The following is a 13557-nucleotide window of genomic DNA, read 5'->3' as shown; positions in this document are numbered from 1 at the left end:
TTGTAATATAAAAAGATGCATCACGAAATCCAATCAAAGGAGATAAATCTTATTCAATTCTGATAGACGTTTCTAATAAATAATCTAAAATGAAAGTGAAATCTCCGATAAAGAGATGGCACTTTCTGTCTTTTGCATCAGCGGATCATGTAAGCAAGAGCAGCTAAAATGATAAGGACAACGACAAAAACAGTGGCATACAACCACTCGTTGCTGAGAAAACGTTTTCCGGCAGAACTGTTTTTCGATGTCTGATCTGGATCGGAAGTCTTGCTGTCTGATTTCATGTAATCCTGAACCGTTTTCGAAAATGGGAGGGTTCTTGTTTTATTTACTTCCAGGTAATCGATACTCTCTTCATCATCCAGTTCGGATAACTTTGATAGTACATCTTTATAGGCATCATTTCCAAGGTCCGAAGGTAGATCAGGAAAATCACCGTCACAGGTTACTTCAAAATCGTTGTCAAATATTTCTGCATTATCATTCTGGATCTTTTTGGTTTCTTCATTCATATTAACACCTCCTCCAGTGTTTTTATTCTAATATGTTTCTGGAAAAGACACAAGAGATATTAAAAAAATTCACAGAAAGTTCGTGGGTGAAAACAAGATAATATGCCGGAAAAATCCGTTGCGATTGCAGAAAGACAATGATTTTAGCTGCGTTTTCTGATAAAAAATTAAAATTATGCATAAAAATAGCATGGAAATTGCAAAAAGTGATTGTATTCTTATGAAGTTTCGTGTAGAATAATAAGAAATTTTGTTTAAACAGGAGGTACGTATATGGCAGAGAATGAAATGATGGATATGGAAGAACCAAGTATACTGAAAAAAGATATGGAAGTCCTTACAGAAGAATTGATGAAGATGCATCATATCGACCCGAACCTGTATATAGAATATGATGTAAAAAGAGGATTGCGTGACTCTGCCGGTAAGGGTGTACTGACAGGGTTGACCGAAGTGTCTGATGTAAGCGGCTTTAATCTGATAAACGGAAGGAGAATTCCGGCGGAAGGGACGCTTTATTATCAAGGGATCAATGTTAATGATCTTGTGAAGGGGCTGGAAGGAAGACGGTTTGGATTTGAAGAAACGATTTATCTGCTTTTGTTTGGTAAGCTTCCTACTAAAGAAGAACTGGATATGTTTCTAAAAGTAATGTTCGAACTTGAAAATCTAAGCGGTAGATTTGTTCGCGATGTAGTCATGAAGGCATCCAATGCGAATATTATGAACTCTATGCAAAGATGCATTTTGACGCTTTATACCTATGATTCAGATCCGGAAAATATTTCACCGGATAATGTGCTGCGTCAGTCGTTGAGTTTGATTGCAAAACTTCCACTGATTGCGGTATATTCGTATCACGCTTATCGTCATTTCAGGAAGGATGATTCGCTTTTTATTAAAAATCCGAGGAAAGGACTGTCACTTGCAGAAAATATGCTTCTGATGCTCAGACCGGATGGTGACTATACAGAGCTCGAGGCAAAAGTCCTGGATATTGCGCTGATTCTGCATGCAGAGCATGGTGGTGGTAATAACTCAACATTTACGACGCACGTTGTTTCTTCGTCAGGAACCGATACATATTCCTCTGTGGCAGCGTCCATTGGATCTTTGAAAGGGCCGCGTCACGGTGGCGCGAATCTGAAAGTGCAGAAGATGTTTGAAGATATCAAGGCCAATGTGAAGGACTGGAAGAACGAAGAGGAAGTATCTGATTATCTTCAGAAAATTCTGAACAAACAGGCCTTTGACCGTACAGGCCTGATTTATGGTATGGGACATGCAGTGTATACGCTGTCTGATCCAAGAGAAGTGATTTTGAAGAAATTTGCGAAGGAACTGGCAGAAGAAAAGGGACGTACAGAAGAGTTCGAACTTTATGAAATGGTAGAACGGCTTGCAGGAAAGCTGATTATGGAACATCGCAAACTGTTCAAGAATGTATGTGCAAATGTGGATTTCTACAGTGGGTTTGTATATTCTATGCTTGGTATACCGGAAGAGCTTTTTACGCCGATTTTCGCGATTGCGCGTATGCCTGGATGGAGTGCGCATCGTCTGGAAGAGCTGATCAATGCCAATAAGATCATTCGTCCTGCCTATAAATATGTGGGGCATCATGAAGATTTTGTGGCGATGGAAGATCGGGGTTAGAATGATTTATAGATTTATCATATAGGAAATATTAAAAAAGGGATGTGGCTTTAAGCTACATCCCTTTTTCAAGAATTTCTTCAATTTTATCCTGCATTTCTTTGACAGAATGGCGTCTGGAACTGGCACATTCCTGCGCCTGTCTGCCGCAGATCAGACATTTGCGATAGATGGGTCTGGAGAGCTTTTCGCCGGTGATGTCAATTACATCGATGTCAAAAAGGCGGCCGAAGCAATCCGTTTCTTCAATCTGTGTAGTAAGTGTCTTGATGGAGCTGGCAGGAAATTTGACTGCGGCGATCCATTCATCTCCGGTGACTTCGTGAATCGGAATGGCTTCTAAAACCGGAATTTTCTGTAAAGTAAGCTGCTCTTCAAGAATTTTTAATCCATGTTCAAAAGCAGAACGTATCTGTGGAGTTGTTTTGTTGGGACCGGGAATATTCATACAAAAAGAAATAACAGGGCAATGATATCTGGCAATCAGTTCCTGCTGAAGAAGTGCCCGGTGTTCACGGCAGGCAAGCATTTCAGGTAAAGTTACTTCGTATCCTTGCATGGTTTTATCCTACCTTCCTTTCTTTTAATAGTGGATGAACATCGTTTTCCGAGGCGGCTTTTTCGACAAGATACTGATGACCGGATGTAAAAGGATTGGCGTTCATAACCAGTGCCGCAACGCGAGTTCCATCTTTTTTCTCAGAAGAAAGTTTCTGAAGATAGCGGGAGAATCCGGTTTTGCGGTTTTCCATGAAAACGATCTGTTCATCAATGCGCGCAATCTCATAAAAACCAAGATCGCCGAAAAATTAGGCAGAGCTGCATTTGGTATAGAGAAACAGATGTGTATTTGCACGTTCAAACTGTACTTCCATGAGGTGGGACACAATCTGGTTCATGAGACCTTCTCCCTGATGGACACTGCTCACTGCCATGCAGCGCAGGGTATTGCCGAAGCAGCTTCCGGTTGCAATGACATTTAGGTATTCATCAAACATGGCGCAGGTGTAGTCCAGATGGGCGTCGCGCCGTATGCCCTCTGCAGTGAGAAGCTGATCGATCTGCCGGTTGACCCGGATATCATCTTTCGGTATCGTTGCAATATAATAATCAGACATGGTTTTCACCTTCAATTTTTGAATATACCGATATGGAATGACGGGATTTGCGAAGAAAATCAGGTATGCAATTGACCTGAGAGGAAAATGAATTTATACTGAAAGCAGAAAAGCAAAAGGTCTGTGTAAGAACGAATGAAAGCGTCAGTATGTGAGGTGAATGAATATGAATTATGAAGGTCAGATATGCCGTGCTCCTATGGAGAGAGCGTCATTTATGCTTCCGGTTATGGTAGGGTGTTCTTATAACCGGTGCAAGTTCTGCAATTTATTCCGGCATCTGAAGTACAGGGAACTGCCGATGGAGCAGATTGAGGAAGAACTTAAAAGAGTCGCTGAACTGGGTGGAAATCCGAAAAAGATTTTTCTGGGAGACGGAAATGCGTTCGGATTGAAAACGGAACATTTGATGGAGATTCTGGACAAGATCCACGTATATTTCCCAGAATGTTATTGCATTAATATGGATGCAACCGTCACCAGCATCCTGAGAAAATCGGAAGAAGAACTGGAACTGTTATATAAGAACGGGGTACGTCATCTTTATCTGGGAATTGAAAGCGGCCTGGATGATGTTCTGAAGTTTATGGAGAAGGATCATGATCAGGAACAGGCGATAGCTGCGATCGAAAGAATCCAGAAGGCTGGGATGCTGTTTGATGCGCATATCATGACGGGAGTTGCCGGTAAGGGAAGAGGAACGGAAAATGCAGAAGCACTTGCGGACTTCCTGAACCGCACGCATCCAAGACATGTGGTGAATTTTTCGATGTTTCTTCATAAGGAAGTGCCGTTGTACCGACATATTGAAGACGGCACGTTCGTGCCTGCCGATGAGGTGGAAAACCTGCGTGAAGAACGCTGCCTGCTGGAACATCTGAAAGGGAACGAGATCCTGTACGACGGATTTCACGATTTTATTGAAGTCAGAGTAAAAGGAACACTTCCGAAAGACAAAGAGAGAATGCTGGCAAAACTGGATCAGGTGATTGCGGAATATGAGCATCGGGAGCCGGTTTATGCGTATGTAAGAGGTGAGTGTCCGGATCTGGAAAAATGTGAGAATCACAGATCCCTTTGGGAAATGGAAGATGCGAAGAGGATGACGGTTTAAATAAATCGATCGAAAAACAAATATCTCGGCATGGGTTATTCCATGCTGAGATATTCTCCAAATGTATTTTGTGCCAGAGACAGTAATTCGTCTTTTGTCAGAATGATACCCCAGGCATTGCGAAGTCCGTGTTTTGCGGCCTGTTCTTCTGTATAATGGTCCAGAAGATAGGTGCTTTCTACGACACTGGACCCGGTCCATCCGGGATAAATAAAATGTGTCACTAACGGAATTGCCTTGATACTGTCCTCGCGGATATAGGTGCCGGATTCGTCCTGTACGATGGTAAGATTGGCCATGCCGCCAAGCATTTGGGCAACACCGTCCTGGGCAGAGGTATAATTGCCCAGAGAATAATAGCAAAGTGCGCGGTTCCCGTTATCGGCGGTGACCCATTCTACAGGTTGAATGACGTGAGGATGTGTTCCGATGATCAGGTCGGCACCGGCTTCAGCCATCTGACTCGCAAAGGTAATCTCCTGAGCAGTTGCTTCCATTGTGTATTCGATGCCCCAGTGCGGAAATACGATGGTAAAATCAGCCATCGATTCTGCGCGGCGGATATCGTCAAGAACCTGCGGATGAATCGTGTTAAAATCGATGTAACGCGAATTGGCATCATAATTACATAGCATATTCAGATGGCCTTCAGCCTTTGTGCTGAAGGTTTCTGCGTTGTGGCTGTATGTATAATTCAGCAGTGCAAATTTAATTCCGTTTATCTCGAGCACTGGAATCTGGGACTGTTCTTCCCGGGTTTCATAAATGCCCAGGACCGTCATGGCGGGATGGCTGGTCTTCCAGAATGAAACACAGTTCAGTAATCCGTCCAGACCCATGTCAAAGCCGTGGTTGGAAGCATGCAGGACAACATTGAATCCGACTTCCTCCAGAGTGTCGCCAATCGCCTCGGGAGAGTTGAAGACCGGGTAATCCCGGAGCCCTTTTTCATCACCACCGAAGATGGTTTCCTGATTGATGACTTTCAGGTCACATGTCTCCAGATAGGGTGCGAGGTTACTGTAGAGAAGCGTATAGTCATGACTGCCGTCAGACTGCAGGCCGGACTGCCAAACTGCAGTATGGATCAGATTATCGCCGACTGCCATCAAAGATACTTCTTTCGTGGAAAGGGCAGCTTCTGTGACTGCATCCGAAGTGTCTGCAGCCTGAATCGCTGTTTCGGAATCTTTTGCCGAGGCAGAAACCGGTGGTGTTTCCTTCGTCTGTCTAGTTTCAGATATCCAGCTTTTGACAGCAAAACCATCCAGAATCAGCAGTAAAAGAAGTATCAGTAAAAGAATATAAATAATTTTATTTCGTTTTTTCGATTTACGTTTTCGTGCTCCCCTTGCCATATCGTATTCCCCCTCATCGATGATATTCGACAAAATGTGACTATATTTTCAGTATAGAATACCGGGGAATATTTCGCAAGCAAAAGCATATTATAGTTTCCGCTCCGTATATTTGAACGTCAGGTAGAAGAGAATTCCTTTGGCGATGGATGAAATCGTCAGGGCCCACCAGATTCCGGATAATCCCATTCCGATACTGGTAAGGAACATGGCGAGGGGAATTCGGGCTCCGGTAAGGGTGATGCTGATTACACTGCAAAGTGTTGTTTTCCCGAGACCGGAGAGTGCACCGACCGTCATGAGTTCTACACACATAAAGATTTCACTGAAACCAAGAATGACCAGATATTCGGCGGAAATCTGGATGGCTTCTGCTTCATGGAAGAACAGGCGGGAGATCGGAGTCGGAAGGAAAATAAATGCAGCACTGATCAGTGCGCCCCATATTACCAGAATACGCAGGGAAATAGAATAGCCTTTGCGGATTCGGTCTGATTTTTTTGCACCATAATTCTGCCCCACAAATGCATTTAATGCTGCCCCGAAACCATCTGCGGTATTCCAGGAGAGAGATTCGATCTGCCCTCCAACACGCTGTGTCGCGACTGCGGCGGCTCCAAATCCGGAGATCATGCGGGTCAGTACCATGGAGATCATACAGTACAGACTGCTCTGAAGTGCCGTCGGGATCCCGATTCTGCAGATGGAACGATAGTATTTGCGTGGACTGAGGGAGAATAGCTTTACATGCTTTAAAATATTTTTTCCGCTTTTCGGAAGAAAAATATGGATCATCATCACCGACATAACAAGGAATTGTGCTGTTACGGTCGCGATGGCGGCACCCATGGCCTCCAACCGTGGGAAGGGACCGATACCTAAGATCAGCAGCGGATCCAGGATCATATTGCCGACCAGCCCGATCAGATTGGCAAGGAAGGGAGTCCGGGAATCTCCCTGGGCCGTAAAGAGTCCGGTCAGTGTAAGACTCAGAAAAGAAAACAGAATGAGCCCACAGGTTACTTTCATGTAGATTACGGCGGCAGAATAAGATTCTGCGTCGGACAGATTGAAAAATGAAAGCAACGGTTTCATGAAGATCAGGCAAAAGGCAGAATAAATGAAAGCGAACACGATCGTAAGCTGGAGTGCACAGGAGGCATAGTGAGTTGCCTCTTCCGTATCATTTCTGCCGCAGCATTGCGCCACATTAACCTGTCCACCCATTCTGGCAAGTGCAACAACCCCCTGAGACAGCCAGACAAACATGCTGCCGACCCCGATTCCAGCCACAGCTTTGGATCCGAGCATACCGATCCAGGCCATATCGGTGATGCTGTAGGCAGTTCCGAGAAAGGAAGAAGCCATAATTGGCAGAGCCAGTTCGGACAGTGTTTTAAAAATAGGACCGCAAGTCAGGTCCAGCGTTTTTGTTTTACTCATAATCATCATACCCCAAACATGAAATTAATGCCGTAAAGCATACTTTCTTATTCTAACATGGATGGCAGAAAAAAGAAAGAAAACTGTATGGTTTGTATATATTTTACAAATCGAGTCTTGGATTTTTGGGATAGATTATGCGTTTAACCTCTTCCGAAAATCCAAGGCTTTTATTATACTTTATCATATGAAAACGAAAAAGGGTTTTGAGGAGAGAACCGGATGGAATGAGAGGTAAGAGTGATGGAACAAGGGAGAGTGCGGATCGCAGACATAGCAGAGGAACTGGGGCTCAGTACGACGACGGTATCCAATGTGATTCACGGGAAGACCAAAAAAATCTCGGATGAGACGGTGAAACGGGTGCAGGCACTGCTGGAAGAGAAAAAATACATTCCCAACATGGCGGGAATCCATGCACATTCCGTTTGTTGTATATGACGGATATTTTGGGGAGACGGAGCGCATCTGTAATCTGATCATCGATGATTATGACGGCGGATGGCAGATGGGAGAATATCTGAAGCGGATGGGACACGAGAAGGTTTTGTGTATTGCCGACAACTATATCTACATGGATAAAGAACGGATCGAAGGCTGCAAAGCGGCATTGGGAGAGCAGAAAGTGGGATTTCTGCAGATCCCTTTTGAGAAGGAAGCAAGAAAGAGGATGTATCGGGAAAGGTTGGGAGAGATCCTGGAATACACGGCTGTCTTTGCTGTGTCGGATTTCTACGCGGCGGAACTGATGCACAGCCTTCAGGAACAGGGGATCTGTGTGCCCGATGATATTTCTGTGGCAGGTTTTGACGACAGCCCGCTCTGTGAGAGGGTGAGCCCGGAACTTACAAGTGTACGGCAGGACACAAAAGAGAGGGCAAAGCAGGCGGTGAGGCTCCTCAGTAAATTGAAGCAGGGAATTTGGGATGAGCAGACGGTGCGGCTTCCGGTGTATCTTGTGGAACGGGGAAGCGTGAAAATGATGGAGCTGAAAAAGAAGAGTGGAGGAAAATATGGTGAAGACTCTAAATAGCAGAGAACCATTTTACAAAACGGTATTAAAAATTGCCGTTCCGGTCACACTGCAGTCGCTTTTACAGGCATCCTTCAGTGTGGTGGATCAGATGATGATCGGCAGACTGGGAAGTGCAAGTATAGCGGGCGTAGGGCTTGGCGGAAAGTTTTCTTCGCTGTATACGGTGCTTCTGGGGGCGGTTGCTGCCGTGGCAGGAATCATGATTTCCCAGTATATCGGGCAAAAGGATGCGGGCGAGGTGGGGCGGAGCTTTCGACTGAATCTGAAGCTTGCGCTGGGACTTGCCATGCTTGCGGTTTTTGTGAGCATGTGTTTTCCGGGACAGATTATGTGGCTGTACACGAAGGATGAAGTGACGAGAGGGATAGCAGCAGAATATCTCCGGATTCTGGCGCTGGCCTTTGTCCCGATGGCAATCGTATCGATCCTCTCAACGCTGCTGCGCTGTATGGAAGCGGCTATGTTTCCGCTGTATGCGAGTATGGCCTCAGCAGTTCTGAATACAGCTTTGAATTATCTGCTTATTTTCGGGAAAATCGGGCTGCCGCAGCTCGGGGTAAGAGGAGCTGCGGCAGCAACCGTGATTTCGCAGTGGACGGCTTGCCTGATTACAATCGGATTTGGAATTCATTTTTGCAGGAAGAATGAGATTCGTCTGAAAACGGAAGGAAGAATGACAAGAGAATATGCAGAAATGTTCCTTAAGATTTTGTGCCCGATCATCATCTGCGAATTTTTGTGGAGTCTTGGGGAAAATGTATATGCTGCGATTTACGGTAATATCGGGACAGCTGCTTGTGCTGCCATGACTCTGACGATCCCGATCCAGACACTGATGATGGGAGCGCTGAGCGGATTGTCCCAGGCGGCCGCTATCCTGATTGGAAAGGCGCTTGGCGCGGGAGAATATGACCGGGCATATTGGGAAGCGAAGAGGCTGATGATTTATGGACTGTGTGGATCATTGGCGTTTTCGGCAGCTATCTGTATAGTGAGCAGATTTTATGTGCAGATTTATCATGTCGAGGCAGAAGTTCATAAAACGGCGGTTCAGCTTCTGATCGTCTATGCTCTGATTGCGCCGGTGAAGGTCCAGAATATGTTACTGGGCGGAGGTATCATCCGAAGCGGCGGAAAGACGAACTATGTGATGTGGATTGATTTTATCGGAACCTGGATTTTCGGAGTGCCGCTGGGGCTTCTTAGCGCGTTTGTGTGGAAGTTGGAGATACCGTATGTGTATTTCATTTTGTCGCTTGAGGAGTGCGTGAGGTTTGGAATGTCGCTAGTGGTTTTTAGAAAGAAGAAATGGATGAGGAGTTTAAATTCTTTATAAAATTAGCACTCAACCCTTGACAGTGCTAATAATTAGTGTTATATTGCAACTAGAACAAAGAAAAGGGTTGTTCTGAGTACACTATTTGTATCAGTTTTTATAAAGGAGGCGTGTGTTATGAATATTAACAAATTTACACAAAGCTCCATGGCGGCAGTTCAGGGCTGCGAGAAAGTAGCGATGGACTACGGCAATCAGGAGGTTGAGCAGGAACATTTATTATATGCTCTTCTTACGATCGATGACAGTTTGATTTTGAAATTATTTGAAAAGATGGGGATTTCGAAAGAAACGATCATCAACCGTGTGGAGGAAGCCCTGAGGAAGCGTCCGAAAGTTCAGGGCGGTCAGATGTATATCGGGCAGAATCTGAATAATGTGTTGGTTCACGGTGAGGATGAAGCGAAGCAGATGGGAGACGAATATGTTTCCGTTGAGCATTTGTTCCTTGCTCTTATGAAGTATGCCAGCCGGGATATGAAGGCGCTTTTCAGAGAACTGGGAGTGACGAGAGAGGGATTCCTTCAGGCACTTTCTACGGTAAGAGGAAATCAGCGAGTGACCAGCGATAATCCGGAAGCAACGTATGATACACTGAATAAATATGGACAGGATCTGGTAGAACGTGCGAGAGAGCAGAAGCTGGATCCGGTTATCGGGCGTGACGCAGAGATCCGGAATGTGATCCGGATTCTTTCACGCAAGACGAAGAATAATCCGGTTCTGATTGGTGAACCCGGTGTCGGTAAAACGGCGGCCGTGGAAGGCCTTGCACAGCGAATCGTTCGTGGTGATGTGCCGGAAGGACTGAAGGACAAGAAGATTTTCGCTCTGGATATGGGAGCGCTTGTTGCCGGTGCGAAGTATCGTGGTGAATTTGAGGAACGTTTGAAAGCGGTTCTTGAGGAAGTAAAAAATAGCGATGGAAACATTATTCTTTTCATTGATGAGCTTCACACGATCGTTGGGGCCGGCAAGAGTGAAGGTGCTATGGATGCCGGCAATATGCTGAAGCCGATGCTGGCGAGAGGTGAACTCCACTGTATCGGTGCAACCACACTGGATGAGTATCGTCAGTATATTGAGAAAGATGCAGCGTTGGAACGTCGTTTCCAGCCGGTTACTGTGGATGAACCTACGGTGGAAGATGCGATTTCGATTTTGCGTGGACTGAAAGAACGCTATGAAGTATTTCATGGAGTCAAGATTACAGACGGAGCACTTGTGGCAGCCGCAACCTTGTCGAACCGGTATATTTCCGATCGTTTCCTGCCGGATAAAGCCATCGACCTTGTGGATGAAGCATGTGCGCTGATTAAGACAGAACTGGATTCTATGCCGACAGAGCTGGATGAGCTGAATCGAAAGATCATGCAGCTGGAGATCGAGGAAGCTGCTCTTAAGAAAGAGGATGACCGGTTAAGTCAGGAGAGACTGCAGCATCTGCAGCAGGATCTGGCAGAACACAGGGAAGAGTTTGCAAAGCGAAAAGCCCAGTGGGACAATGAGAAGCGTTCCATTGAATCCGTGCAGAAACTTCGTGAACAGATTGAACAGGTCAACCGGGAAATCCAGACGGCTCAGCAACAGTATGATCTGAACAAGGCGGCTGAGCTTCAGTATGGACGCCTGCCACAGCTTCAGAAGCAGCTGGAAGCGGAAGAAGAGAAGGTAAAAGACGAAGATATGTCTCTGGTTCATGAGAGCGTGACCGAAGAAGAGATCGCGAAGATCATTTCTCGTTGGACCGGAATTCCGGTGGCGAAGTTGAATGAAAGTGAGAGAAGTAAGACGCTTAATCTTGACAAGGAACTGCATAAGCGTGTGATCGGTCAGGATGAAGGTGTGCAGAAGGTTACAGAAGCGATTATCCGTTCCAAGGCAGGAATCAAAGACCCGACGAAGCCGATCGGTTCGTTCCTGTTCCTTGGCCCTACCGGTGTAGGTAAGACGGAGCTTGCCAAAGCACTTGCAGAGAGCCTGTTTGATGACGAGAACAACATGGTGCGTATCGATATGAGTGAGTATATGGAGAAATATTCTGTATCCCGCTTGATCGGAGCGCCTCCGGGATATGTCGGATATGACGAAGGCGGACAGCTGACTGAGGCCGTGCGGAGAAAACCGTATTCGGTCGTTCTGTTTGATGAGGTGGAAAAGGCACATCCGGATGTGTTCAATGTGCTTCTTCAGGTTCTGGATGACGGACGAATCACCGATTCACAGGGCAGGACTGTGGACTTTAAGAACACGATCCTGATCATGACTTCCAATATCGGATCCACATATCTGTTGGACGGTATTGATGAGGACGGCAGCATCAAGCCGGAAGCAGAGCAGATGGTCATGAATGATCTGAAAGCACACTTCAGGCCGGAATTCCTGAACCGTCTGGATGAGACGATCATGTTTCGACCACTGACGAAGGACAACATTTACTCTATCATTGATCTTCTGGTTGCGGATGTGAATAAACGTCTGGAAGATAAGGAGCTGGATGTAGAACTGACAGAGGCTGCAAAACAGCATGTGGTCGAGGGTGGTTATGATCCGATGTACGGTGCAAGACCGTTGAAACGGTATCTGCAGAAGAATGTGGAGACGCTGGCGGCACGGCTGATCCTTGGTGGCAATGTGGGAAGCGGAGACACCATTCTGATCGATGAGGTGGATGGAAAACTTGAGGCAAGAGTGAAGCAGAGAGTTCGCGAAGTAAAGTAAATGAATACAGAATAATTTCATAAAGGATTTCTATAGGACGCAGACCCCGAAAAGAATCATGAGAATGACTTTTTGGAGTTTGCGTCTTCTTTTTGTCTATGATACAATAATTTTATCTGAGTTTAGTGGTGCAAAGAAAGGGGACAAAGGGAAATGAAATTCGCAATTTTGGCAGCGGGAAATATTGCTAACAGCATGGCAGAAGCGGTGAGCGGAATTGATGCGGTAGAGAAATATGCAGTTGCATGCCGTGAAATTGAACGTGCAAAAAAATTTGCTGATAAATGGGATTTTGAGAAGGCATACGGCTCTTATGAGGAGATGCTGGAAGATCCGGAAGTGGAACTGGTGTATGTGGCATCTCCACATTCTCATCATTATCAGCACACGAAGATGTGTCTTGAGCACGGAAAACATGTTCTTGTGGAAAAAGCATTTACCGTAAATGCTAAGCAGGCAGAGGAATTGATTCGGATGGCTAAGGACAAGGGACTTCTTCTGGCAGAGGCGATCTGGACCAGATATATGCCGAGCAGAAAGATGATTGATGAGATTGTAGACAGTGGTGTGATCGGTAAGGTGACCTCGTTGACCGCGAATCTGGGTTACGTACTTCCGCATGTGGAACGTATGCAGAAACCGGAACTTGCGGGAGGTGCTCTTCTGGATCTGGGTGTGTATCCGATCAATTTTGCTCTTATGGCATTTCATGAAGACGTGCAGAATATTACTTCGACAGCAGTGCTGTCTCCGGCCGGAATTGATTGGATGAACAGCATTACGCTGACGTTTGCGGACGGAAAAATGGCAGTTCTCCACAGCGACATGCTGGCGCAGACGGACCGCCAGGGTGTCATAAACGGGGATAAGGGATACATCGAAGTGCAGAATATTAACAACTGTGAAGAAATCAGGGTGTTTGATCTGGCGCGGAAGATGATTGCCAGATATGAACGGCCGCAGCAGATCAACGGCTATGAATATGAAGTTATCTCCTGCATGAAGGCAATCGAAGAGGGGAAAACAGAGTGTCCGGAGATGCCGCACAGTGAAACGCTTCGTGTTATGAAGATGATGGATTCGATCCGAGAACAGTGGGGAATGACTTATCCGTGTGAATAGTACGGAAAATGAAGAAAGACCTCTAAAAAGTGAGAAAACAAGTATAGTTTTTTGTAAAGCCATGACATGGAATGTATGGTATGATTTTAAAAGGAGAAAAGTCTGTAAATGAAACAATACAGACGGGAATCAGGAGGA

At 45.6% G+C, this 13557-nt stretch carries 11 protein-coding genes and 1 pseudogene; 7 read left to right on the top strand and 5 right to left on the bottom strand.

Annotation, left to right across the window (positions count from 1 at the left end):
* Nucleotides 1–137: 137 nt before the first annotated feature.
* Nucleotides 138–515, bottom strand: a complete 378-nt coding sequence (locus ACTNBF_RS05435) for a hypothetical protein (protein WP_427806813.1) — start codon at nucleotides 513–515, stop codon at nucleotides 138–140.
* Between the two features lie 273 nt (nucleotides 516–788).
* Between ACTNBF_RS05435 and ACTNBF_RS05430 the strand changes: the two genes are divergently transcribed.
* Nucleotides 789–2171 (top strand): citrate/2-methylcitrate synthase, encoded by a 1383-nt coding sequence (locus tag ACTNBF_RS05430; RefSeq protein ID WP_427820308.1) that lies wholly within the window; start codon nucleotides 789–791, stop codon nucleotides 2169–2171.
* Between the two features lie 55 nt (nucleotides 2172–2226).
* On the opposite strand, the gene citX is transcribed toward ACTNBF_RS05430, so the two are convergent.
* Together citX and ACTNBF_RS05420 are read right to left on the bottom strand one after the other, a co-directional pair.
* Nucleotides 2227–2730, bottom strand: a complete 504-nt coding sequence (gene citX, locus ACTNBF_RS05425; protein ID WP_441023986.1) for a citrate lyase holo-[acyl-carrier protein] synthase — start codon at nucleotides 2728–2730, stop codon at nucleotides 2227–2229.
* Nucleotides 2731–2770: 40 nt separating this feature from the next.
* Nucleotides 2771–3289 (bottom strand): annotated as a pseudogene (locus tag ACTNBF_RS05420) ([citrate (pro-3S)-lyase] ligase); the annotation flags it as partial.
* Between the two features lie 166 nt (nucleotides 3290–3455).
* On the opposite strand from ACTNBF_RS05420, the gene ACTNBF_RS05415 reads away from it, so the two are divergent.
* Nucleotides 3456–4403, top strand: a complete 948-nt coding sequence (locus ACTNBF_RS05415) for a radical SAM protein (protein ID WP_441029687.1) — start codon at nucleotides 3456–3458, stop codon at nucleotides 4401–4403.
* Between the two features lie 35 nt (nucleotides 4404–4438).
* On the opposite strand, the gene ACTNBF_RS05410 is transcribed toward ACTNBF_RS05415, so the two are convergent.
* Complete coding sequence (locus ACTNBF_RS05410) at nucleotides 4439–5761, bottom strand: CapA family protein (RefSeq protein ID WP_441023982.1); 1323 nt, start codon at nucleotides 5759–5761, stop codon at nucleotides 4439–4441.
* Between the two features lie 90 nt (nucleotides 5762–5851).
* Complete coding sequence (locus ACTNBF_RS05405) at nucleotides 5852–7204, bottom strand: MATE family efflux transporter (protein ID WP_441049289.1); 1353 nt, start codon at nucleotides 7202–7204, stop codon at nucleotides 5852–5854.
* 243 nt (nucleotides 7205–7447) lie between these two features.
* Between ACTNBF_RS05405 and ACTNBF_RS05400 the strand changes: the two genes are divergently transcribed.
* The 5 genes from ACTNBF_RS05400 (at nucleotide 7448) to ACTNBF_RS05380 (ending at nucleotide 13419) form a co-directional block, all read left to right on the top strand.
* Nucleotides 7448–7645, top strand: a complete 198-nt coding sequence (locus ACTNBF_RS05400) for a LacI family DNA-binding transcriptional regulator (protein WP_427820313.1) — start codon at nucleotides 7448–7450, stop codon at nucleotides 7643–7645.
* Nucleotides 7620–8237, top strand: coding sequence for a LacI family DNA-binding transcriptional regulator (locus tag ACTNBF_RS05395; protein ID WP_441049287.1), 618 nt, complete (start codon nucleotides 7620–7622; stop codon nucleotides 8235–8237). The genes ACTNBF_RS05400 and ACTNBF_RS05395 overlap by 26 nt, the downstream gene beginning before the upstream one ends.
* On the top strand, nucleotides 8218–9576 hold the full coding sequence (locus ACTNBF_RS05390) for an MATE family efflux transporter (protein WP_441023973.1): 1359 nt from the start codon (nucleotides 8218–8220) through the stop codon (nucleotides 9574–9576). The genes ACTNBF_RS05395 and ACTNBF_RS05390 overlap by 20 nt, the downstream gene beginning before the upstream one ends.
* A 117-nt stretch (nucleotides 9577–9693) precedes the next feature.
* The gene (gene clpB, locus ACTNBF_RS05385; protein ID WP_441018484.1) at nucleotides 9694–12297 is read left to right on the top strand and encodes an ATP-dependent chaperone ClpB; all 2604 of its coding nucleotides are present in this window, start codon (nucleotides 9694–9696) and stop codon (nucleotides 12295–12297) included.
* A gap of 153 nt (nucleotides 12298–12450) precedes the next feature.
* Entirely contained in the window at nucleotides 12451–13419 is a 969-nt protein-coding gene (locus ACTNBF_RS05380; protein ID WP_441018486.1) for a Gfo/Idh/MocA family protein, read from the top strand.
* Nucleotides 13420–13557 lie beyond the last annotated feature (138 nt).

The organism is Bariatricus sp. HCP28S3_A4 (assembly GCF_052066395.1).
GTDB lineage: Bacteria > Bacillota > Clostridia > Lachnospirales > Lachnospiraceae > Allocoprococcus.
Note: the sequence above shows the minus strand (reverse complement) of the source record. Positions and strands in the feature narration are given on the sequence as shown.

Bases quoted from the DNA above. Each gene is read 5' to 3' on its own strand.
- ACTNBF_RS05435 (WP_427806813.1), bottom strand. From the start codon at position 515: ATGAATGAAGAAACCAAAAAGATCCAGAATGATAATGCAGAAATATTT.
- ACTNBF_RS05430 (WP_427820308.1), top strand. From the start codon at position 789: ATGGCAGAGAATGAAATGATGGATATGGAAGAACCAAGTATACTGAAA.
- citX (WP_441023986.1), bottom strand. From the start codon at position 2,730: ATGCAAGGATACGAAGTAACTTTACCTGAAATGCTTGCCTGCCGTGAA.
- ACTNBF_RS05415 (WP_441029687.1), top strand. From the start codon at position 3,456: ATGAATTATGAAGGTCAGATATGCCGTGCTCCTATGGAGAGAGCGTCA.
- ACTNBF_RS05410 (WP_441023982.1), bottom strand. From the start codon at position 5,761: ATGGCAAGGGGAGCACGAAAACGTAAATCGAAAAAACGAAATAAAATT.
- ACTNBF_RS05405 (WP_441049289.1), bottom strand. From the start codon at position 7,204: ATGAGTAAAACAAAAACGCTGGACCTGACTTGCGGTCCTATTTTTAAA.
- ACTNBF_RS05400 (WP_427820313.1), top strand. From the start codon at position 7,448: ATGGAACAAGGGAGAGTGCGGATCGCAGACATAGCAGAGGAACTGGGG.
- ACTNBF_RS05395 (WP_441049287.1), top strand. From the start codon at position 7,620: ATGCACATTCCGTTTGTTGTATATGACGGATATTTTGGGGAGACGGAG.
- ACTNBF_RS05390 (WP_441023973.1), top strand. From the start codon at position 8,218: ATGGTGAAGACTCTAAATAGCAGAGAACCATTTTACAAAACGGTATTA.
- clpB (WP_441018484.1), top strand. From the start codon at position 9,694: ATGAATATTAACAAATTTACACAAAGCTCCATGGCGGCAGTTCAGGGC.
- ACTNBF_RS05380 (WP_441018486.1), top strand. From the start codon at position 12,451: ATGAAATTCGCAATTTTGGCAGCGGGAAATATTGCTAACAGCATGGCA.